This is a genomic window from Vibrio splendidus 12E03, from assembly GCF_000272105.2.
GTDB lineage: Bacteria > Pseudomonadota > Gammaproteobacteria > Enterobacterales > Vibrionaceae > Vibrio > Vibrio splendidus_I.
Map to the genome: position 1 here is coordinate 26889 of NZ_AJZD02000212.1, position 21594 is coordinate 48482.

Sequence of the window (21594 nt, forward strand, 5' to 3'; positions counted from 1 at the left end):
TGAATAATATAAGGGGTGGAGGATCTTGTAAACCCTTAATTTTCATAATTTTGTTTTGTTGCTTGTTTTCTAATCATTCATGGCAATAAAAAAGGGAAGCCATTGGCTTCCCTTTGCTGTTTGCTGATTATTTAGTCATTTTTTGTGTAGAAACGCTGTAGCTCAGTCAGGCCTTGCATCAACACAGGTAAGCGAGGGCTTACGTTTTTCAGGCGCTTGTAATTCTGGTCGTACAATTTGTAGTTACCGAATTTATCTAACACCGTTGTTTGCTGATCAGTAACAAGCGCAAGTTCACGAGAGTCGCCTGCGAGGATCCACTTTCTGTTACGTTCATTAAACAGGCTGCGACCACTACTGAAATCCGTTGGGTTCGAAGATACACCCAATAGCTCTTGCATCAGTGTTACTGATACGTCTAGATGACTAGAACGGTGGGTGTATTCAGAAGCAGACTTACCAGGCCAGCTAATAAACAGTGGCACCTGTAACTGATAACGACTGTAGTTGGAGTTTGCACCCCAGCTGTTGGTTTTGGTTTCGTTAAACTCAGTACCGTGGTTAGAGGTAATGATAACCACCGTGTTGTCGGCAAGCTCTAAGCGTTCCAGTTCAGCGTAGATAGTTGCTAGCTGAGCATCGGCCGCTGTCGCTGACTTTTGATAGTCTGTTGCAAAACGCTCTGCTGTCGTTAGCGTAGAGTCCGACTCTGAACTTGAATCGTAGCTGGCGAAGTTATCCAGGGTAGTCAGTTCAATAAAGTTAAACCAAGGACGCTTAGCTTGCGGTGATTGAATCCAGTCAGACCAAGCTTTTATGGCACTCTGGTCATCATAAGTTGCTTGCTCTGGCATCACATCACGGCCTCGGAAGATGATATCCGAGTACAGTGCATCATTAAAGTTGTCGCCACTGAAAGCAGCGAACTTGTAATCGTGATTCTCTAAAACATCGAGCAATACTGCGCTTGACCCTTGAGCTTCAATGCTGCTTGCGTAGCTGCTCGGTAGGCCGTAGAACAAGCCAAAAATACCAAACATATCGTTGCTTGAACTGTAGTGGTTGGTGAAGTTGATCGACTGTTGTGCGTAGGCATAGCTGTTTGGCATCGCTGTCGTATTAAGTGCGTCAGAGCGAAGGTTGTTCACACTCACCATCAGGATGTTAAGATCGTCACTGCGGCGGTTGTATTGAATTTTTTCTAGCGGGTAGCTAACTAGGTTTACGGTCTCTTTATTCGCTTCTAAACGCTCAAGGTACTCTTCACGGTCTAATAGACCATGTTTTTCCATAAAGCTTTTCGCTGTCATTGGGTAAGACAGTGGGAAGTTCGCTTTCTGGCTAGTAATTGGGTTATAGAAGTACGCATCAGCCCACATGTAGGTCAAGTGGCTGCTGATGAAACACAGGAAGAAGACGGCAGTAATCGGACGGCCAATGTGTTTATGAGACAGTTTACGCTGCTTACGCCAAACCCACTCAGACAGACCAAGCTGTAGTAAGAAGATAAATGGCATAACAATGAAGAAGTGCTGCAAATCAGACGTGAATGCAGATTCCTCTCCACTGAATAAAACCTCCCACACGACAGGCGTCAGGTGGAGGTTTATATTTTGATACGTTTGGGTATCAATCAACAGGACAGTTAAACCTATGGTCGCGAAGATAACGGCAACCAAACGTAATAACTTCCTCGACGGAAGAACAAAAGTGAGCGGGAACAGCACTAATAGATAGAGCGCGAACACTAAAAAGCCAAAATGACCAACCCACGATGCAGCCAAATAGAATTGACCTAGCAAGGTTTCTGGCCAAGCAGATTGAGTAATATAACGAGTACCAATCAACATCGCAGCAATGATGTTGAAAAATGCAAACCAGTGACCCCAACCAACCAGTCGAGATACACGATCGCTATATGAGTTTGCGCTGTCTACCATTTATAATTCTTTTATCCGTCAATCAAATTTAGTGAGACTTTTTATCTTCAAGAGAAGAAATTAAAGCCTCGGCAAATTTTTCAGCAATTCCTTTGCGTTGTGAAGCAGCAACATTCTGATTTAAGACATTGGTTGCGATATTTCCAGCGATCATCAGTGAAAGTTCTGGCGAAGCTTTGTGCTTAGTTAGTACAGCACCTACTTCAGCTAGGATTTTTTCAACTTGATCATCTGTGTATTTAGATATAATCGGCATAAGGACTCTAATAATGATAGTAAAAGCGGCTTATGATAACCTACTATGCACGACAACTGAAACCTGAACGGTAATATTTTCACTATGAGCCTTCACCTTTCCAACGTAATTTTACACCAGCTGAGCAAGAACGATCAGGATGAGCTGATTGTTAACTATCGTGCTGAATCTCTAGAAAACGATGCTTCATCTGAAAGCCTAGTTGCTGAACTTCACCGTGTTTTTAATTCAAAAGCAGGCAAAGGGTTTGGTTCTTTCAAATCTGACAGCGAATTCCAGCAGTGGTTGCATCAACTTCGTGCTGGTGAGACAAACTTTTACGATTTTTCTCAGAAAAGTGCGCAACGTCTAAAAGACGAACTATCAAAGTACCCATTCGCTGACGAAGGTATCTTGGTAATGGCTGAATATCAGTCACTTGCAACAGATTACCTTTTCATTGGTTTATTGCCTTCAAACCAAAGCCTAAAGGTTACTGAAGGGCTTGATATTAGTGCGACTGACTACCTTGATATCTCAAAAATGGATATCGCGGCTCGTCTAGACCTTTCAACTTATGAGACTGATAAAGAGTCAAACCGTTACTTAACTTATATTAAAGGACGTGTTGGCCGTAAAGTCGCGGATTTCTTCTTAGATTTCTTACAAGCTGAAGTCGGTTTGGATGCGAAACAGCAAAACCAAGTACTGATGCAAGCGGTAGAAGACTTCGTTTCTGACTCTAAATTAGAGAAAGAAGAAGCGATCAGCTACAAAAAGCAGGTTGCGGATTACTGTAACGAGCAGCTTAAAGCGGGCGATGAAGTGCAAGTTCGTGAACTTTCCGGCGAGTTGCCAGCAAGCACAGATGGCACAAGCTTCTTTGACTATACTAGTGAGCAAGGCTACGAGTTAGAAGACAGCTTCCCAGCCGATCGCGCAACTATGCGTAAACTAACAAAATTTGTTGGTGCTGGTGGCGGTTTGAATGTTAGTTTTGATAGTCTGCTTCTAGGCGAACGTATCTTTTACGATCCGGAGACAGACACGCTAACGATTAAAGGCACTCCACCGAACTTACGTGACCAACTGACTCGCAATAAGTCGTAGTCCGAAGTTAACGGATAAAAGCGGCAGCAGGACGTTGTCGCTTATTTTGTGCTTAATCTTTTAGCTACGGTCATGGCTTCAAGTTAACACGCACAAGGAATATAGATGGAACAATCAGTAGCAAAGCCCAAACGCTTTAAAAAACCAGCCACTTTCTTGGTTGTGCTCTTGGCTCTGTGGCTACTTCCTTCATTGGCTCTTCTTAATCTAAGCCGTTCCTACACCAATTCTCTTGCTCAAATCGAAGAGCTCGGTATTCGAGTCAACGAGTTGAGGCAATCGCTTTATTTCTCAGAACCACTTCGAGTCTCTCGTATCAATGATCTCGCACTCGACGCTCAGTTGGTTTATTCGATCCGACTGCAGATTGAATCTGATTTCCAACACGCCTTGTTTCGTCCTGATGTGAACCAACTGTTGTACGTAGCTGATCAGTTCCTAGAAAAGTTCGATGAGTTCATTCCAATAGAAAGCCAAGTTCAAGACATCGTTGATAACATTAAGATCTTGCGTGCGGATAAAGAGCTTTCCCCTAAGCTAAAACCACTCCTCAACGAATTCGGCGTTGTGGTATTTGAAGCCATGTATTCTGACAATCAAAGTTCATCAGCGACTTATCGCGCCTTTGATTCCATTTTGGACAAATCTTATTCTCTAGAAACCGAAGAGCAAGATGCACTCCAGCAGTTACTGGCTGATGCGTCAGCATTGTTGAGTGATTATGCTCAACTTAACTATTTGGTTGATAAGATTAAGAAAAACTCTGTGAATGAGCAGATCATAAAACTCGAAGCTGAGTTCCATGACCGTCAATTCAACCTATTGTTGGTAATGCTGGGCTTAAGCTTGGTGGCGATGAGCGGGATAGTGTTTTGGGGCGTTAGGTCCACAAAAACGATGAAAGAAGCAGACCAAGAATTCCGCTCTGAACTAGAAATTAATTCAAGTAAGGAAGACGCTTCTTCTAGCGATGTTGTTTCCTCAGGAGTGCAACAAGCAGATAGCGACGCTTATGTATCCGAGAACAGGCCAACGAGCCAGTCTTCCGAACTTCAATTTCCGCAGAGTGTTAACGTTACAAGCCAACCCGTTGTACCGCAAGACTCTATTCAGCAAGCCTCTGAGCAGGCACCAGTAGCAGAGAAACACGTTGCCAGTGTCACAGATTCAAAGCCTGCGATTGATATCGAAGACATGTTAGAAACGCTCGACGGTGATGCTGAATCTGTCGAACTCTTGCTTGGTGTGTTTGTACAAGACCACGCAGGTGACTACGAGAAGTTTAAGTCTTTACTGACCAAAGATGAAACTTCCGCTGCTCGCATTGTACATAGCTTAAAAGGTGTAGCCGGCAGTATTAAAGCGTCTCGGTTAGCCATCATTGCCGCAAGTATTGAAATGACAATGAAGCAGTCCAGAGCGATCAGTGAACATGATTTGGCTGAATTAGAGCAGGCAATAAAAGCCTCTGTGGATTCTGCTCATGAATATTTAGACAGTCAGCGTTAACTTTTACAGGATTTTTGACAATACTCTGACGAAGCGCTCATACAATCCGCGCCCTTAGTCTTTGTCAGAGGTTTATATGTTACGAGTTTCGAGTCGAAGTTGGATGGTGTTGGTGCTTAGCATTGTGCTAAGTGGTTGTTCTCTCTTAGAAGTTAAGTTAGATAGTCAAACGACGCCTCTCACTCAACAAGAGTTAAATGCTCGGATCATGACGCGTGAATACGCCAAGATGTTCTTTACTCGAGTAGAAGACTCGGCCGATCTCATCGCGCAATCTTACCATGCTGATGACACCTTACATCAATCTTATGTGTTGCTTTGGAAGATCCATGCAGAGCAGGGCTTACAACAAGCGGCTTACCAAACTTCTCCAATGTCTGCGTTAATTGACTCGTGGGTTTTCACTGCCCAAATGAATCAGTTTTATAGCCAAGACGACGGCGCGGATCTGTTCGCCACGGATGATGCGGTAGAGACTGCTCGTTTTCTTGATCAAGAAGCTGAGAAACTGGCAAAGGGTGTATTGAGCTCCAGTGATTTCAAAAACAGCAAAGCGTTCGTTGCGCAGTTTGCTGCTAGCCACCCATTTAAAGACCTCACATTCAGAAGTACGCCAGCTTACCGTGATTGGTTAACTTACTTAGGGAAAGACGAATCTCAAATCGTGCAAAATTTGGGAACCATGCCAGAAGCAATGAGTGATGCATCAGACCGTTTAAGCGTAATGGCTGATCAGACGCCAAAGCTAATGTCGTGGAAAGCTGAGTTGGTTGCTTTGAACAGCTCTTTAACGGGTGAAGACCTGTCTAAGACGCTGGAAAGCCTTCGTCAAACATCAGCAAGCATGCAGGACTTCATCGAAAACAATCCTGAGTACATGCAAACGCTGGCTTCTATTATGTCGACAGAAATGCAGCCCTTGCTCAACGACCTCAGCGATAAGACAGACCAAAAATTAGCGATGCTGAGCGATGAACGTGTGGCATTAGAAAAAATGGTGACACGTGAGAGAGAAGCTCTAGTAGAGATGATTGCCAAAGAGCGCATCGAGATTGCTGGCATTGTGACTTCAGAAAGAGAACTGTTCACACAAGACCTTGATCGCGTCTCTCAAGAGGTGGTCGTGCTTGCGATTGATAAACTGATGGAGTTAATCAAAGGTGTGATTATTTACTTCATTCTGTTTATCTTAGTGGTGTTCTTTGCACCGTTAGGCATCGGTTACTGGTTGGGTAAACGAACCTCCAATAAATAGATAGATAAATAAGTAATCAGCAGATCAAAAAAGAGCGCTCTAGGGCGCTCTTTTTGCATTTATCTATTAACGTTTTGAGTTACGTTCGAAAGCGTTAGCTCCTGAACTTAAGCTTGTTGCTTGCTTAACTCTGTCGCTTCTTCAGCTTCAAACGCTGGTGCTGTTGGTTCACACTTATCAACGAACCAACCCATGTAAGATGTCACGATAGTCACGATGATACAGATGAAGCTTAACCACATGAAGGGTGCGTAAGACAGCGTTGCAACACCAAGAATACTCGCCATGTAGATACCGTTATCACTCCACGGAACCATACCCGACGTTAGCGTGCCACCAAACTCAGCATTACGAGATAGGTTCTTACGCTTATAGCCTAAACGGTCGTAGTTTTTCGCACAGATTTTTGGCGTAAGGATTAACGATACGTACATTGCAGAACCGAACACGTTACCCATGAAGGCCGTACCAATTGTGCTCGTCGCTAGTGAGCCTGCGCTGTTTACGCGGCGCTCAAACACCTTAGCGATTGTCTCTAGTACGCCTACTTTATCCAGTAAGCCACCGAAACCTAGACCAAATACGATAACCGCTACCGACCCCAGCATTGAAGACATGCCGCCACGGTTAAGAATCGAATCAATAAACTCGACGCCAGATGAGATTGAGAACGGTGCCCAAGCAGTGTTGAATGCCGTTAGGAAGTCGATATCTTGGATCATGACTGCCCAGATAATACCCAGCAGAGAACCAAAGCTGATGACCGGGAATGAAGGCATACGGAAAGCCAACAGACCAAGCACGATAAGTACCGGAACGAATGAGTAAGGCGTGATGTAGAACTGAACTTCCATTGCTTTGATGACAGAATCTACTTGGCTCATGTCAACGTTGCCCGCGTAGTGGAAACCAAACGCAGTGAACATGATGCCTGTAATCACGTAGCTGATTAACGCAACTGGAAGCATGCCCTTGATGTGTTCAACCACTTCAACACCAGACATTGAAGAAGCCAGAATCACTGAATCAGAAAGCGGAGACATCTTGTCACCGAAGTAACAACCTGACAGCACGGCACCTGCAGTAATCGGTGCTGGAACACCTAGACCTTGGCCGATACCCATCATCGCGATACCTGCTGTACCCGCAGCGCCCCAAGAAGTACCGGTCGCCAATGCGGTTAGAGAACAGATGATCATGGTCGCTAAAAGGAAGATAGAAGGGTGGATAGCTTTCAGACCATAGTAAATGATAGTAGGTACGATCCCGCCTGAGATCCAAGTACCCACAAGAGCGCCGACGGCTAAAAGTATTAAAACTGCGCCTAAGCCATTGGATATTCCTTTGAGTGCTGCTTTTTCTAAGTCTTTGTATTGATGACCAAGACGAACACCAAGAACCATGATAATGAACCAGCCAATATACAAGGCAAGTTGGATTGGAAGGTCAAACTTTGCAGTAAAGGAAAAAGCAAGGGATAGAAATAGTCCTAACGCGATGAATACCTGTAATAGGTTCGGTAGGCGAGTTTTACTCTGCTTCATAAAAGCCTCTTGTGATTTCGAGCATTTATAGTGCTTCGTTATAGTGTGTGGTACGAAACGGACACTACAGTAATTAGTTTATTATATCGAAAAAATACGTCTAAGTTGTGATATTTGACTGTTAACTCAATCAATTGTGGTTTCATAATCTAAAATATTGTTAAATTCATGATTGTTACATGTTGATTTCTGTCGCACGTTGTTTTCGTTTTGTAAAATATAATGCTGAGTAACCTTGATTTAAAAGAGGGAATTACTGTTTACGATCAGACTGAATTTAAATGATTTCTACCGTGCAAATGTTTGAATTTGCCGATATTGAGATCTTTATTGGTGATGAGGATATTGAGCGTCGATACAGGGATAACTGCACGATTCAATACGTTCACTTAAAAGAAACGAAAAAGTTACACTTTTTGACAAAAAGCGCTTGAGTTCTGTTTCTGAAAAACTTATAGATGGGGGAGAGCAATTTTTAATTTTATACATGGAGAGTGAGCGATGAGAGTAGGTCTAGTTGGTTGGCGCGGTATGGTTGGTTCTGTACTGATGCAACGTATGGTGGAAGAGAAAGACTTCGACCTGATTGAGCCTGTTTATTACAGCACATCTCAGATTGGTATCCCTGCCCCTGTTTTAGGTGGTAAAGATGCGGGTCTACTTCAAGACGCTTTTAATATTGATAGCCTAAAACAGCTAGATGCTGTGATTACCTGTCAAGGTGGCGACTACACGTCAAAAGTATACCCAGCGCTGCGTCAAGCGGGTTGGAAAGGCTACTGGATTGATGCGGCTTCTACTCTGCGTATGGACGCTGATTCAATCATCACTCTTGATCCTGTTAACTTGGCTCAAATCCAACAAGGCATTCACAGCGGCACCAACACTTTCGTTGGCGGTAACTGTACTGTGAGCTTAATGCTTATGGCTCTAGGTGGTCTGTACGAGAAAGGCATGGTTGAGTGGATGAGTGCCATGACTTACCAAGCCGCTTCTGGTGCGGGTGCTAAGAACATGCGTGAGCTGATCTCACAAATGGGTGTGATCAACGACAGCGTAAGTTCTGAGTTAGCGAATCCTTCAAGTTCAATTCTTGATATCGATAAGAAAGTGGCTGATACGATTCGTTCATCTTCATTCCCAACAGACCAATTTGGTGCTCCGCTTGCAGGCTCACTGATTCCTTGGATCGATGTGAAGCGTGAAAACGGTCAGAGCAAAGAAGAGTGGAAAGCCGGTGTTGAAGCAAACAAGATCCTTGGTCTAGATGGTCAGCCAATCCCAATTGATGGTACTTGTGTACGAATCGGTGCAATGCGTTGTCACGCTCAAGCACTAACGATTAAGCTTAAGCAAGACGTTCCAATGGACGAGATCGAAGAGATCATCGCAACGCACAATGATTGGGTTAAAGTGATTCCTAATGACCGTGACATCACGGCACAGGAGCTAACACCAGCGAAAGTAACAGGCACAATGTCTGTACCAGTCGGTCGTCTGCGTAAGATGTCGATGGGTAACGATTTCCTAAACGCCTTCACGGTTGGTGACCAACTGCTTTGGGGTGCTGCAGAACCACTACGTCGTACTCTGCGCATTATCCTTGCTGAGAAAGCGTAATAGGCAAGATTGCTTAAATTCTATTAGCTGATAAACCGAAAGGGTTGACGACAAACGTCAACCCTTTTTAGTTTATTGCTACCTCGTTATTCGGCCCTCGAAACTGCCCTTAAATCTCTTCGCATCTCGCTACTCGAATCTCGTGTCTGCTTTTATTTCTCGTCGGTGACGACACGCTTGTCTGGATCCGCTAATTCGCTAGCACAGTGCTTGCAATACATGGCGTCCGAATCATGGCCCGCTCGGTTGCAGTTAGGGCACTTAACCAATTCTTTGTGCGAGTTCATCTCATTACTGAGTTCTGCAGTAATGATCCCGGTCGGTACCGCTAAGATAGAGTAACCCAATAGCATGGTCAGTGATGCTATGGCTTTACCAAGCGCGGTTTGCGGCACCATGTCACCGTAACCCACGGTTGTGATGGTCACGATTGCCCAGTAGATACTGTGAGGAATACTGGTGAAGCCATTGTGGGGACCTTCAATAACAAAGATCAGAGCGCCAAAGATAACGACCAAGATGCCCACTGTGCTGAAGAAAATCAGTATCTTTCGTCGTGCCATTAATAGTGAGCGTAATAGGATATTGGAATCTTGTAGGTAGCGAACCAATTTTAGGATACGGAATATACGCATCACACGCAGCAGTCTCACCACTCCCATAAATGAAGCGCCGGGGAAGATGATCGCTAGGTAAGTCGGAAGAATCGCCAATAGGTCAACAACACCATAAAAGCTGGTGGCGTAAGATTTTGGTTTTGGAGAGCAATAGAGCCTTAACAAATACTCAAGAGTGAAGAGCGCAGTGAAGGTGTATTCGATATAACGCAGCTGTTGTGACCATTCGGTCATCACATTAGGTATGGATTCTAAGATTAGAACCAACAGCGAAGCCAAGATTGCAACGATCAGAGATATATCAAATGCACGTCCGGCTGGCGTGTGAGTACCAAAGATAATGACGTACAAATGATGCTTAAGTGGCTTGCGTGACATAAGGAGAGGTTCGTCTTCTGTTAAATGCATTAACAGTCATTATACAAGCTTCATAATAACGAGGCGAGTGAAAGCCCAATTGCTTTACTCGCCTTATCTATATTTCAATATTGTTGCCCTTTATAGAGCAACCGAAATGCCGTTAAACGTTATGCTAAACCTGGGAACAGATTACGTAGGCCATTGGCGATGAACTCGATACCCAATGCGCCAAGAATCAGGCCCATGATACGAGTGATCACGTTGATACCCGTTTGACCTAAAAAGCGAACGATAACCGGCGCTGAACGGAACAAAAGCCAAGAGCATGTTGCGAATGCGATGATACTAATGCCGATGCCGACCGTATCAATAGCTGCAGGGTAGCGAGACCCGTAAACAATGGTCGAGCTGATAGCACCTGGGCCTGCCATTAGCGGCATAGCCAGTGGAACAACACCGATTTGCTCTTTGCTGATGTATTCAGATTTTTCTTGTTTGTTCTGCTTATCTTCACCGAGCTTACCGCTCATCATCGAAAATGCGATGCTCAGTAATAGTAAACCACCTGCAACACGGAATGAGTCCAGCGAGATACTAAACATATCAAGCAGCATTTGCCCCGCAACAAGAGAGACAATGAGGATCACGGCAACAGCAATGTTTGCTTGTAAGGCTGTCCTGTTCCTCTCTTCTGGCGGCATATGAGCAGTAAGAGAAACAAAAACAGGCATGATGCCGATTGGGTTTACGGCAGCAACAAGCCCAAGGAAGAATTGCATAAAAATTGCGAGTTCTAAGCCTTGCATGAGAGCGATCTCCAGTTAGCGTACTTAAGGTTGAAGGTTTGATCTGTGAATAGTTTAGGCGCGTAATGTAAGGGACAAACTCAATTTACGCGAATGAAAAAAACTAACTTGAAATGGGTGATTCTTTTTAGAAAAACTAATTGAATCTCACTTTTGTTTTAAGCCTGTTGCAAGCTAGTTGGTGGTGTTTAATTTTGTAATTTATTATTGAGTAACTGTTAACCGACGCACGAAATTAATAAAAATTATGTCAGAATCTAGCCCGTACAACGGTATGGATATACTCTCAGTAGCACGAATATAGCTGTATACATGTAATTTAACGGACTAAAAATGAAACTTTTTTACAGTTTATTACGCTATGTAGAAAAAAGTTGTCTGTTTGCTTGTTTTTTGCGCGAACGAAAAGTGTGAGTTTAATCTATATAAATCATGCTCTTAAGTTCATTTTTGCGATTGCCTTACTACTTTCTGGTTAATTCTTTTTGGGTAACTGATCTGGGTCAATTTTTTTCACACAGTGAAATAATATACTCAGCCCTGAAAGCAATTTACTAAGAACGCTGGTTTTTAAGGTTAACGGCAAGCAGCGAATTTAATAAAAAGTTTTTAATATTTATTATTTTAGGAGATCCACCATGCCTGTAACTAACTTAGCGGAACTTGATGCTCTAGTAGCTCGCGTTAAAGCAGCACAAGAAGAGTTTGCAACATTCTCTCAAGAGAAAGTAGACGCAATCTTCCGCGCAGCTTCTCTTGCTGCTAACCACGCTCGTATTCCACTTGCTCAACAAGCAGTTGCTGAATCTGGAATGGGTATTGTTGAAGATAAGGTTATCAAAAACCACTTTGCATCTGAATTTATCTACAACAAATACAAAGACGAAAAAACATGTGGCATCTTAGAAGAAGATGACAACCTAGGCACAATGACTATCGCTGAGCCTGTAGGTATCATCTGTGGTATCGTTCCAACAACGAACCCAACTTCTACAGCAATCTTCAAATCTCTAATTTCTCTTAAGACACGTAACGGCATCATCTTCTCGCCACACCCACGTGCAAAGAACTCAACTAACGACGCAGCGAAACTGGTTCTAGACGCAGCTGTTGCAGCCGGTGCTCCAAAAGACATCATCGGTTGGATCGATCAACCATCTGTAGAGCTTTCTAACGCGCTTATGAAGCACGACGGTATCGCACTTATCCTTGCTACTGGTGGTCCAGGCATGGTTAAAGCAGCATACTCTTCTGGTAAGCCTGCAATCGGTGTTGGTGCTGGTAACGTTCCTGTAGTTATCGATGAAACAGCTGACATCAAACGTGCTGTAGCCTCTATCCTTATGTCTAAGACTTTCGATAACGGCGTAGTATGTGCTTCTGAGCAAGCTGCAATCGTAGTTGGTGAAGTATACGACGAAGTGAAAGAGCGTTTCGCTTCTCATAAAGCTCACGTTCTATCTAAAGCTGACGCTGATAAAGTACGTAAAGTTCTGCTTATCGACGGCAACCTAAACGCTAAAATCGTAGGTCAACCTGCTCCAGCAATCGCTGAAATGGCTGGTGTTAAAGTTCCTGCTGATACAAAAGTACTTGTAGGTGAAGGTCTTGGTAAAGTTTCTTACGATGACGAATTCGCTCACGAGAAACTATCTCCAACTCTAGGTCTATTCCGCGCAGACGACTTCGAAGATGCAGTTGCTCAAGCGGTAACTATGGTTGAAATCGGTGGTATCGGTCACACATCTGGTCTTTACACTAACCAAGATACTAACGCAGACCGCATTCGTTACTTCGGTGACAAGATGAAGACTGCTCGTATCCTAATCAACATCCCGACTACTCACGGTGGTATCGGTGACCTGTACAACTTCAACGTTGCACCTTCTCTAACTCTAGGTTGTGGTTCATGGGGTGGTAACTCTATCTCTGAGAACGTAGGTCCTAAGCACCTTATCAACAAGAAAACTGTAGCGAAGCGAGCTGAAAACATGTTGTGGCACAAACTACCTAAGTCTATCTACTTCCGTCGTGGTAGCCTTCCAATCGCAATGAGCGACCTAGAAGGTAAGAAACGCGCATTCCTAGTAACTGACCGTTTCCTATTCAACAACGGTTACGCAGATGACGTAGTTAGCCTGCTTAAAGCACAAGGTATCGAAGTACAAACTTTCTTCGACGTAGAAGCGGATCCAACGCTATCTGTTGTTGAGAAAGGCGCTGAAGCAATGAAGAGCTTCCAACCTGACGTAATCCTTGCTCTAGGTGGTGGTTCTCCAATGGATGCTGCTAAGATCATGTGGGTTATGTACGAGCACCCAGAAACTCACTTCGAAGAACTAGCAATGCGCTTTATGGATATCCGTAAACGTATCTACAAGTTCCCTAAAATGGGTCAAAAAGCTGAGCTTGTATGTATCACTACAACTTCAGGTACTGGTTCAGAGGTTACTCCATTCGCTGTTGTTACAGACGACAAGACTGGTGCTAAATACCCACTAGCTGATTACGAAATCACGCCAAACATGGCTATCGTTGATGCGAACCTAGTAATGAACATGCCTAAGTCTCTAACAGCGTTCGGTGGTTACGATGCAGTAACTCACGCTCTTGAAGCTTACGTATCTGTTCTAGCGAACGAGTACTCAGACGGCCAAGCTCTTCAAGCACTTAAGATGCTTAAAGAATACCTACCATCAAGCTACAAAAATGGTGCGGCTGACCCAATCGCTCGTGAGAAAGTACACAACGCAGCAACTATCGCTGGTGTAGCATTTGCGAACGCATTCCTAGGTGTGTGTCACTCAATGGCTCACAAAATTGGTGCTGAGTTCCACCTACCACACGGTCTTGCTAACGCACTACTTATCTCAAACGTTGTACGTTACAACGCGAACGATAACCCAACTAAGCAGACTGCATTCTCTCAGTACGACCGTCCACAAGCACGTCGTCGTTACGCTGAAGTTGCTGACCACCTAGGCCTAAGCCAAGCTGGTGACCGTACTGCTCAGAAGATTGAACGTCTACTGACTTGGTTAGAAGAGCTTAAAGTTGACCTAGACATCCCACTATCTATCCAAGCTGCGGGTGTTAACGAGTCTGACTTCATCGCTAAACTAGACGAGCTAGCTGTTGAAGCGTTCGATGACCAGTGTACAGGTGCTAACCCACGTTACCCTCTAATCACTGAGCTAAAAGAAGTGCTAACAACTTCTTACTTCGGCCAGCCATACGTTGAAGGTGAAACTTTCGAAGGTACTACAGTTATCCTTAAGAAAGCAGACCAAAAGCCAGCTGAAGCGAAAGCGCCAAAAGCTAAAAAAGAAAAAGCTAACGCATAATAAATAAGCATTAGTTTTGAGATAAGTTTTCGCTAGCACGATACTTATCTATCGGGAAAAGATGAAAGCCCCAGTCGAGAGACTGGGGCTTTTTTTATGTTTGGTTCGTTTGTAAAACGGATTGAAAGGCAATTGCTTTGCTACTCGATTTGAGTCGAGTCTGCTATGTTAATTTGGAATAGGGAGTTAAACCTCTGCCGCGACAACTCGCCCACTGAAGTAGTCATTCGAGACAATGTATTCAGTGGTTCGAGTCAACTCGTCTTGCAGCTGCGCCCAGTGACATCGGTTGAGCTTACCATCGGAGTTATGAACGGCGGGAACAACACCACCGACTCGAATACCAAAGGGAGTCAGCTCTTTCGCCCAACTATGGGTAAAGCCAGTGATCATCGAATTTGCACTCTCTAAGCCGGACACATCATGAAAGTCATCATGAGATATCACATTCACAATCACGCCTTCTTTATCTTCTTCTCGCAATCTCTCAGCACTGATTTGCCCGAATGCAAACAGGGTCGATGCCATCGACGAGAGATCATTAATAAAGCTACTGACAGGTTGATCGCCAATCAGACTTGGCATTGGGGAGCTTATCCAGTTATTGACCAGCACATCGGGTGTCGTGTTGAAGGTGGTTTGAATAAAATCATACACGCTGAGAATCGCTTGGCTGTCATTGCCTTTGAGCGTGTAGTGATAAACCGAGTCAGAAAAGCGGGCACACTGTAGATACGTCGCCTGGAGTGCTTCCGAGTCTTTATCACAAAGGATGACGGTGGCTCCAAGGTTAACAAAGTGGTTCGCAATCGTCCCTCCCAGTCGCGAGCCGGCAGATGTCACCAATATGATTGAGCTTTTTATTTCCATCCCAGTACCTAAACAAATCATCCGTGTCGGATAAGGATGGGTCAAATTTTATACAATGGGTGTGAATTGGTTCAAACTAAGGTATGCCGATTAATAAGTTTTTATGAATTTAGTGGCACGTCACATTTTGTAGTAACTTCAAGAGGTAATCGACAAACTGGAAATTATAGATGCCTAAGGCTAGTGATTCATATCACTTGTATCAATGAATTCGTAGGTGCACACAAGATGGGAAAAGAGGAGCCTTAAGAGAAAGTCAGAAAGGGGGAGCCAGTAACTACACCTGAGCTTGAATCTGATATTGACGCTGAGCGGTCGACAATTCGTTGTAGAGCGTGGCATGAGGCAAATCAGGCAAGTGTTTATTCGCCAATTTACGTCGATCATGACCAGAAAGGTTTTGATAAACCTCTTCGGGAAAGTCATGCGTATCTTCAGGCATGAAAGCAAGCGCTTCAGGTTTCAAGTAATGGCTTAGCTTTGCACTGGCAAGGCTTGCTTGATGAAACTGAGCCGACTGTTGAGCCGAAATTTCATAAGACGATTGGTCCGAGCGCAAAGGTTGTGGATCTGCTACGCCGAAGTGTTTACGTAGACGATCTTCATTTGTCTCGCTAACTTCAATGGTGTCGATGGGCGTGCAATCACGAACATCATTAGAAAACATAGATAACAACAACGCGAAATCTGCACGGCGACCTTGCTCAACCGCTTGGCTGATCCCGATGCCGAACTTCAGTTCGTTGATGATTCCTGCTTTGTCTAAAGTATGTATTTGCATGTTGCCTCTCATTCGATACACCTTTAACGGCATGGAGTCGGCAAACTTTAGTGTTTAATTACAGGCAAATAACGAATTTCTGCAGGGCTGATATGAAAGGTAGGGATAGGTGGAAACTACGGTCTGTTGATTGATGCTGATTTTTATCTTGGAGACGACAGATACAAAAAAGCTCACGCCGAGGCATGAGCTTTCAATAGATAACTCGCTATAAATAGCGCAGCGTAAGTAATAATTACTTAGCTAGGTTCTCTTCTACGAAAGACCAGTTTACTAGGTTCCAGAATGCAGCCATGTAGTCAGGGCGAACATTGCGGAAATCGATGTAGTAAGCGTGTTCCCATAGGTCAACAGTTAGAAGTGGAGTAACACCTTCTTCTGTTAGAGGAGTAGCAGCGTTAGAAGTGTTAACGATGTCTAGAGAACCGTCAGCTTTCTTAACTAACCAAGTCCAAGAAGAACCGAAGTTGTTGATTGCTGAATCAGTGAATTTCGCTTTGAATTCTTCGAAAGAACCGAATGCAGCGTTGATAGCTTCTGCAACAGCGCCAGTTGGTTCGCCGCCTGCTTTAGGAGCAAGACAGTGCCAGTAGAACGTGTGGTTCCAGATTTGAGCAGCGTTATTGAAAACACCACCAGTAGAAGTCTTAACGATCTCTTCTAGTGTTTTGCCTTCAAACTCAGTACCTGGGATAAGACCGTTTAGCTTAACAACGTAAGTGTTGTGGTGCTTACCGTGGTGGAAATCTAGCGTTTCTGCTGAGATGTGTGGTTCTAGCGCGTCTTTCGCGTAAGGAAGAGCCGGTAGTTCAAATGCCATTGCTCAATTCTCCATTGATATGAAAGAGTTAATTCTTTCGATTGCTTCCAGTGATATTATTATTCATGGCTCGCTATACTGCCAACCATGGTCAATTTGCTGACTTGCGATATAGTTTAGCAAGTTTTTACTTTATTAAAAGCTTATTTCATTACTTTTGTGTGAATTGTTAGCTTAGCCTGTTAACCGCTTTTTTTATATGGTTTTTATTCTTTTAGTTTGGGGTAGAATAAAGGCAATAAACGCCGTAATCCATTAACGAGGAAGCAATGGAAACTATCGATAAAATCAAACAGCAAATTGAAGAAAACACTATTCTACTGTACATGAAAGGTTCTCCTAAGCTACCTAGCTGTGGTTTCTCTTCTCAAGCGTCTCAAGCTCTAATGGCATGTGGCGAAAAATTTGCTTACGTAGATATCCTACAAAACCCTGATATCCGTGCAGAGCTTCCTGCTTACGCACAGTGGCCAACTTTCCCACAACTTTGGGTTGAAGGTGAGCTAATCGGTGGTTGTGACATCATTCTTGAGATGTTCCAAAAAGGCGAACTTCAGCCAATCATCAAAGAAGCAGCGGCTAAAGTTGCTGGCGATGACGCTGAATAAGTTCTAGCCTTTGCGCTGAATAGTTAAAATGAGGGGCCTTAATCAGGCTCCTTTTTTGTTTTAATTGATCGAATCATTGACTCGATAAGGAATGAACAATGAACGTAAAACTTCATTATGTGCATGATCCAATGTGCAGCTGGTGTTGGGGTTACAAGCCAACACTTGAGTTATTGAAACAACAATTGCCTGCGAGCATTGAGTTTAACTATGTAGTGGGTGGTTTGGCGCCGGATTCTGATGAGCCAATGTCAGAAGAGATGAAAGGCAAGCTGCAAGCGATTTGGAAGCAGATCGAAGCTAAGTTGGGTACTGAGTTTAACCATGATTTTTGGACAGAGTGCCAACCTGTTCGCAGTACTTACCCTGCGTGCCGTGCCGTGATTGCTGCAGGTTTTCAAGACCACTACGAAGCGATGCTTGAAGCGATTCAACATGCTTACTACCTTCGTGCGATGTTGCCACATAGCCAAGACACACATTTGCAGTTGGCTGAAGAGCTAGGTATGAATGTTCAACAGTTTGAAAATGACCTTTCTAGCAAGTTATTGGAAAGTGAGTTAGATGACCAGCTAGGCTTTAAAGAAGCGATGGGTGTATTTTCTTACCCGACCTTAATGCTTGAAGTGAACGGCATCTTTAGTGAAGTTGAATTGGATTATCATTCAACGGAAGCGACGCTTAAGTCTATTCGCGAAATTCTAGTGAGTAATGCTCCCGCTGCGTAATTCAGCGAGAGTCATCTGTATTCGCAATGATTTCTAAGGCTTACTCATCAGAGTAAGCCTTTTTTTGTTTGGTGTCGCTAGTTCAATGAGAGTGAGCGGAAGGGAGAGTAGAATGAATCTCAGAGACAAAAAAGACCGCACGAGGCGGTCTTTATAAAAGTTAGCGCAGGGCTCTTTAACTATAGAACCTAATTACAGAACCATGGCTGCAATCCAACCGAATACGATCAGTGGGATGTTGTAGTGCAGGAATGTTGGAACTACGGTTTCCCATACGTGCTCGTGTTGACCATCAGCATTTAGACCAGACGTTGGACCTAATGTTGAGTCAGAAGCCGGAGAGCCCGCATCACCAAGTGCTGCAGCTGTACCTACTAGAGCGATTGTTGCCATAGGCGAGAAGCCAAATGCTGCTGCTAGTGGAACGTAGATAGTTGCAAGGATTGGAATCGTAGAGAACGAAGAACCAATGCCCATAGTAACCAATAGACCAACAATTAGCATAAGTAGTGCTGCTAGAGGCTTGTTGTCGCCGATGCTTGTTGAAAGTGCTTCAACCAAAGATTCAACGCCGCCAGTTTGCTTCATTACTGCTGCGAAACCTGCCGCTGCAATCATGATGAAACCGATCATTGCCATCATGTGAACGCCCTTAGTGAAGACATCGTGTGTCTCTTTCCAAGCGATTACACCACCGAAGGTGAATACCATGAAACCAGCCAAAGCACCGATGATCATAGAACCTGTCGATAGTTGAACCGTTAGCGCAGCAACAATACCAGCAGCAGCCACTAGGATGTGCTTCTTGTTGATCTCTTTAACTTCGGTTGAAACAACAGTATGAGACGTTTCTTTGTATTGGCGAGGCTTACGGTAAGTAAAGAATACTGCCGTAAGAAGGCCAAAGATCATGCCTGCAGCCGGTAACAACATCGCCATTGGTACTTGGCTTGCTACTACGTTTTCAAGACCGTTGTCGTGAAGGTTTTTAAGCAGGATGTTGTTTAGGAAGATGCCACCAAAACCGATAGGGAGAACCATATACGGAGTAATCAGACCAAAAGTCAGCACACACGCAACCAGACGACGGTCTAGGTTCATTTTTGCGAATACGCCTAATAGAGGTGGGATTAAGATTGGGATGAAGGCGATATGTACAGGAATCACGTTTTGCGAAGACATGGTCACTAAGATCAAAGACGCAAGGATGCCGTATTTTAGACCATTAGATGCTGCACTGTTCTCTTTGCCGTGAATACGCTTAATCACGCTTTGAGCAAGGAGATCTGTGATACCAGAACGAGAGATAGCAACAGCAAAGGTACCAAGCATTGCGTAGCTAAGTGCGATAGTTGCACCGCCACCTAATCCACTTTCGAAAGCCGCTACTGCGTCGTTCAAACTCATACCAGAGGCTACGCCACCGATAATTGCGCTGAACGTAAGAGCAACGACAACGTTTACGCGCATCAAAGCTAAAACAAGCATGATGCAAACTGAAATTACAACAGGATTCATATTTTTCTCGGGATGTTGTGTTTTTTATGAAGGCAATACGAACGAACGTTTACCGACTCTATTTTTTATTCTTCGTCAACAAGAGGCCAACCACCAAGGGCTTTCCATTTGTTTACTATGCCGCAAAATAACTCTGTGGTTTTTTGCGTATCATATAAAGCAGAGTGTGCTTCTTTGTTGTCAAATTCCATCCCAGCAGTGCGGCAAGCTTTAGCCAAAACGGTTTGGCCGTAGGCAAGGCCACTCAGGGCAGCTGTGTCAAAAGTTGCAAATGGATGGAAAGGGACGCGTTTAAGCTTACAACGCTCACTTGCTGCATTAACGAAGTTTAAATCGAACGTAGCATTGTGAGCGACCATGATTGCGCGACTGCAATCTGAAGCTTTTTGTTCTTTTCTCACTAGCTTGTAGATTTCTTTAAGGGCTTCTTGTTCCGACACAGCACCACGTAATGGGCTAAATGGGTCTTTAATTCCGTTAAAGTCTAATGCTGCCTGCTCTATATTTGCGCCTTCAAAAGGCTCAATGTGAAAATGAAGCGTTGATGCAGGGTGCAGATCTCCGTTCTCATCCATTTTTAATGTAATGGCACAGATTTCTAATAATGCATCGGTTTCAGCGTTAAACCCTGCGGTTTCCACGTCGATGACCACTGGAAAATAGCCGCGAAAGCGTTTTTTTAGGGTCAGAGCTTCGTTTTCTACAGTCATGTTAGCCCAAATAAGTGTGATTAAGGCTACATTATTGCAGATAATAGCGGTGATAAAAACTAGGAAAGGGCAATAAATCATAAATTAGCCGTCCCATCTCGGCTTGATAATTGCATATTTAAACATGAGAGAAAAATGCGGCAATTGGCTGCATTGTTAAACGAATTGCTTAAGAGATACTCCACTTTATGAAGAAACAACTCATAACAGGTTCAATGCTATTTTCGCTACTTATGTCGCCATCGGTTTTGGCGCAAGAAAAGCGTTACGGAGCATCTCCTCAACAGTCGACATGGGAGATGGTGGCTAACACGCCACTAGAATGTCGCTTGGTGCATCCAATCCCCAATTTTGGTGATGCTGAGTTCTCATCTCGCGCGAGTAAAAAAATCATTTTGGACTTTGAGCTTAAAATGCGCCGCCCAATGGGTGCAACGCGCAATGTCAGCTTGATTTCTATGCCACCACCTTGGCGCCCGGGGGAAAGTGCCGATCGCATGACTACCATTAAGTTCTTCCAACAATTTGATGGTTACGTTGGCGGTCAAACGGCTTGGGGGATCTTGAGTGAATTGGAGAAAGGGCGCTACCCGACATTCAGTTACCAAGAGTGGCAGAGCCGAGATCAGCGTATTGAAGTGTCGCTATCGTCGGTGTTATTCCAAGAAAAATATAATGTGTTCAGTGACTGTGTTGCCAATTTGCTGCCTTACAGCTTCGAAGACATCTCTTTCACTATCTTGCACTACGACCGCAACAGCGATCAGCTGAATAAGTCTTCACGAAAAAGGCTAAGCCAAATTGCTGATTATGTTCGCTACAACCAAGACATCGACCTTGTGCTGGTGGCAACGTACACCGACTCTGTCGACAGCAAAGGCATTAGCCAGAATCTTTCAGAGCGAAGAGCGGAATCGTTAAGAGAGTACTTTAAATCTCTCGGCTTGCCAGAAGACCGTATTCAAGTACAAGGTTATGGCAAGCGTCGTCCAATTGCCGACAATAACTCGCCAATTGGTAAAGATAAGAACCGACGCGTTGTGATCTCTTTAGGTCGCACACAGGTTTAAGCCGAGTAAGTAACCGTTTAAAGTGACAAAGCCCGTCTTTTAATGACTAATGCCGATCGTTTAAGAAGACTTGAACGATCTTGCAGTTAGCAGATAATCCCCATCAACAACGTTGATGGGGATTTTTTATGCTTGAACAAGAATTAGCA

General features: G+C 44.1%; 18 protein-coding genes. 8 read left to right on the top strand and 10 right to left on the bottom strand.

Annotation, left to right across the window (positions count from 1 at the left end; genetic code table 11):
- Window positions 1–131: 131 nt before the first annotated feature.
- Window positions 132–1940 (bottom strand): DUF3413 domain-containing protein, encoded by a 1809-nt coding sequence (locus A142_RS14355; RefSeq protein ID WP_019823788.1) that lies wholly within the window; start codon window positions 1938–1940, stop codon window positions 132–134.
- 28 nt (window positions 1941–1968) lie between these two features.
- Window positions 1969–2196 (bottom strand): YejL family protein, encoded by a 228-nt coding sequence (locus A142_RS14360; RefSeq protein ID WP_004734063.1) that lies wholly within the window; start codon window positions 2194–2196, stop codon window positions 1969–1971.
- Window positions 2197–2280: 84 nt separating this feature from the next.
- Here A142_RS14360 and yejK point away from each other — a divergent pair, with 84 nt between their 5' ends.
- From yejK to A142_RS14375, 3 genes are all read left to right on the top strand, one after another.
- Window positions 2281–3285 carry a nucleoid-associated protein YejK gene (gene yejK / locus A142_RS14365; RefSeq protein WP_017061190.1) on the top strand — a complete coding sequence of 335 codons (1005 nt, stop codon included), beginning with the start codon at window positions 2281–2283 and terminating at the stop codon, window positions 3283–3285.
- A 105-nt stretch (window positions 3286–3390) separates the two neighbouring features.
- A complete protein-coding gene (locus A142_RS14370; RefSeq protein ID WP_019823790.1) occupies window positions 3391–4794 on the top strand; it encodes an Hpt domain-containing protein in 1404 nt (467 codons plus the stop codon).
- 76 nt (window positions 4795–4870) lie between these two features.
- Complete coding sequence (locus tag A142_RS14375) at window positions 4871–6049, top strand: hypothetical protein (protein WP_019823793.1); 1179 nt, start codon at window positions 4871–4873, stop codon at window positions 6047–6049.
- A gap of 107 nt (window positions 6050–6156) precedes the next feature.
- On the opposite strand, the gene nhaC is transcribed toward A142_RS14375, so the two are convergent.
- Window positions 6157–7593 carry a Na+/H+ antiporter NhaC gene (gene nhaC, locus A142_RS14380; protein WP_019823795.1) on the bottom strand — a complete coding sequence of 479 codons (1437 nt, stop codon included), beginning with the start codon at window positions 7591–7593 and terminating at the stop codon, window positions 6157–6159.
- Between the two features lie 501 nt (window positions 7594–8094).
- Here nhaC and asd point away from each other — a divergent pair.
- Complete coding sequence (gene asd, locus A142_RS14385) at window positions 8095–9213, top strand: aspartate-semialdehyde dehydrogenase (RefSeq protein ID WP_019823798.1); 1119 nt, start codon at window positions 8095–8097, stop codon at window positions 9211–9213.
- A gap of 152 nt (window positions 9214–9365) precedes the next feature.
- Here the strand turns inward: asd and A142_RS14390 are convergent, their stop codons facing one another.
- Window positions 9366–10208, bottom strand: a complete 843-nt coding sequence (locus A142_RS14390; RefSeq protein ID WP_029405552.1) for an ion transporter — start codon at window positions 10206–10208, stop codon at window positions 9366–9368.
- A 149-nt stretch (window positions 10209–10357) separates the two neighbouring features.
- On the bottom strand, window positions 10358–10996 hold the full coding sequence (locus tag A142_RS14395; protein ID WP_004734056.1) for a YchE family NAAT transporter: 639 nt from the start codon (window positions 10994–10996) through the stop codon (window positions 10358–10360).
- Between the two features lie 638 nt (window positions 10997–11634).
- Here A142_RS14395 and adhE point away from each other — a divergent pair.
- The gene (gene adhE, locus A142_RS14400) at window positions 11635–14340 is read left to right on the top strand and encodes a bifunctional acetaldehyde-CoA/alcohol dehydrogenase (RefSeq protein ID WP_019823802.1); all 2706 of its coding nucleotides are present in this window, start codon (window positions 11635–11637) and stop codon (window positions 14338–14340) included.
- 186 nt (window positions 14341–14526) lie between these two features.
- Here the strand turns inward: adhE and A142_RS14405 are convergent, their stop codons facing one another.
- The 3 genes from A142_RS14405 to sodB form a co-directional block, all read right to left on the bottom strand.
- Window positions 14527–15210: an SDR family oxidoreductase gene (locus A142_RS14405; RefSeq protein ID WP_019823804.1), complete on the bottom strand. Its 684-nt coding sequence runs from the start codon at window positions 15208–15210 to the stop codon at window positions 14527–14529.
- 277 nt (window positions 15211–15487) lie between these two features.
- Complete coding sequence (locus A142_RS14410; RefSeq protein ID WP_264158385.1) at window positions 15488–15991, bottom strand: VC2046/SO_2500 family protein; 504 nt, start codon at window positions 15989–15991, stop codon at window positions 15488–15490.
- Between the two features lie 235 nt (window positions 15992–16226).
- Complete coding sequence (sodB, locus tag A142_RS14415; protein ID WP_004734050.1) at window positions 16227–16811, bottom strand: superoxide dismutase [Fe]; 585 nt, start codon at window positions 16809–16811, stop codon at window positions 16227–16229.
- A 269-nt stretch (window positions 16812–17080) separates the two neighbouring features.
- Between sodB and A142_RS14420 the strand changes: the two genes are divergently transcribed.
- Window positions 17081–17419: a Grx4 family monothiol glutaredoxin gene (locus A142_RS14420; RefSeq protein WP_004741702.1), complete on the top strand. Its 339-nt coding sequence runs from the start codon at window positions 17081–17083 to the stop codon at window positions 17417–17419.
- Window positions 17420–17517: 98 nt separating this feature from the next.
- A complete protein-coding gene (locus A142_RS14425; RefSeq protein ID WP_017061180.1) occupies window positions 17518–18147 on the top strand; it encodes a DsbA family protein in 630 nt (209 codons plus the stop codon).
- Window positions 18148–18339: 192 nt separating this feature from the next.
- Here the strand turns inward: A142_RS14425 and A142_RS14430 are convergent, their stop codons facing one another.
- Both A142_RS14430 and rnt read right to left on the bottom strand, forming a co-directional pair.
- Complete coding sequence (locus tag A142_RS14430; protein WP_019823809.1) at window positions 18340–19665, bottom strand: Na+/H+ antiporter family protein; 1326 nt, start codon at window positions 19663–19665, stop codon at window positions 18340–18342.
- A gap of 65 nt (window positions 19666–19730) precedes the next feature.
- Window positions 19731–20375 carry a ribonuclease T gene (rnt, locus tag A142_RS14435; protein WP_017061178.1) on the bottom strand — a complete coding sequence of 215 codons (645 nt, stop codon included), beginning with the start codon at window positions 20373–20375 and terminating at the stop codon, window positions 19731–19733.
- 188 nt (window positions 20376–20563) lie between these two features.
- Between rnt and motY the strand changes: the two genes are divergently transcribed.
- Window positions 20564–21445, top strand: coding sequence for a flagellar protein MotY (gene motY, locus A142_RS14440; protein ID WP_019823812.1), 882 nt, complete (start codon window positions 20564–20566; stop codon window positions 21443–21445).
- Window positions 21446–21594: the final 149 nt, after the last annotated feature.

What these genes read in the sequence shown, in the direction of transcription:
- yejK (WP_017061190.1), top strand. Translation starts at nt 2,281, where the DNA reads ATGAGCCTTCACCTTTCCAACGTAATTTTACACCAGCTGAGCAAGAAC.
- sodB (WP_004734050.1), bottom strand. Translation starts at nt 16,811, where the DNA reads ATGGCATTTGAACTACCGGCTCTTCCTTACGCGAAAGACGCGCTAGAA.
- A142_RS14410 (WP_264158385.1), bottom strand. Translation starts at nt 15,991, where the DNA reads ATGCAAATACATACTTTAGACAAAGCAGGAATCATCAACGAACTGAAG.
- A142_RS14370 (WP_019823790.1), top strand. Translation starts at nt 3,391, where the DNA reads ATGGAACAATCAGTAGCAAAGCCCAAACGCTTTAAAAAACCAGCCACT.
- A142_RS14420 (WP_004741702.1), top strand. Translation starts at nt 17,081, where the DNA reads ATGGAAACTATCGATAAAATCAAACAGCAAATTGAAGAAAACACTATT.
- A142_RS14405 (WP_019823804.1), bottom strand. Translation starts at nt 15,210, where the DNA reads ATGGAAATAAAAAGCTCAATCATATTGGTGACATCTGCCGGCTCGCGA.
- asd (WP_019823798.1), top strand. Translation starts at nt 8,095, where the DNA reads ATGAGAGTAGGTCTAGTTGGTTGGCGCGGTATGGTTGGTTCTGTACTG.
- rnt (WP_017061178.1), bottom strand. Translation starts at nt 20,375, where the DNA reads ATGACTGTAGAAAACGAAGCTCTGACCCTAAAAAAACGCTTTCGCGGC.
- adhE (WP_019823802.1), top strand. Translation starts at nt 11,635, where the DNA reads ATGCCTGTAACTAACTTAGCGGAACTTGATGCTCTAGTAGCTCGCGTT.
- nhaC (WP_019823795.1), bottom strand. Translation starts at nt 7,593, where the DNA reads ATGAAGCAGAGTAAAACTCGCCTACCGAACCTATTACAGGTATTCATC.
- A142_RS14425 (WP_017061180.1), top strand. Translation starts at nt 17,518, where the DNA reads ATGAACGTAAAACTTCATTATGTGCATGATCCAATGTGCAGCTGGTGT.
- A142_RS14395 (WP_004734056.1), bottom strand. Translation starts at nt 10,996, where the DNA reads ATGCAAGGCTTAGAACTCGCAATTTTTATGCAATTCTTCCTTGGGCTT.
- A142_RS14375 (WP_019823793.1), top strand. Translation starts at nt 4,871, where the DNA reads ATGTTACGAGTTTCGAGTCGAAGTTGGATGGTGTTGGTGCTTAGCATT.
- A142_RS14360 (WP_004734063.1), bottom strand. Translation starts at nt 2,196, where the DNA reads ATGCCGATTATATCTAAATACACAGATGATCAAGTTGAAAAAATCCTA.
- A142_RS14390 (WP_029405552.1), bottom strand. Translation starts at nt 10,208, where the DNA reads ATGTCACGCAAGCCACTTAAGCATCATTTGTACGTCATTATCTTTGGT.
- A142_RS14430 (WP_019823809.1), bottom strand. Translation starts at nt 19,665, where the DNA reads ATGAATCCTGTTGTAATTTCAGTTTGCATCATGCTTGTTTTAGCTTTG.
- motY (WP_019823812.1), top strand. Translation starts at nt 20,564, where the DNA reads ATGAAGAAACAACTCATAACAGGTTCAATGCTATTTTCGCTACTTATG.
- A142_RS14355 (WP_019823788.1), bottom strand. Translation starts at nt 1,940, where the DNA reads ATGGTAGACAGCGCAAACTCATATAGCGATCGTGTATCTCGACTGGTT.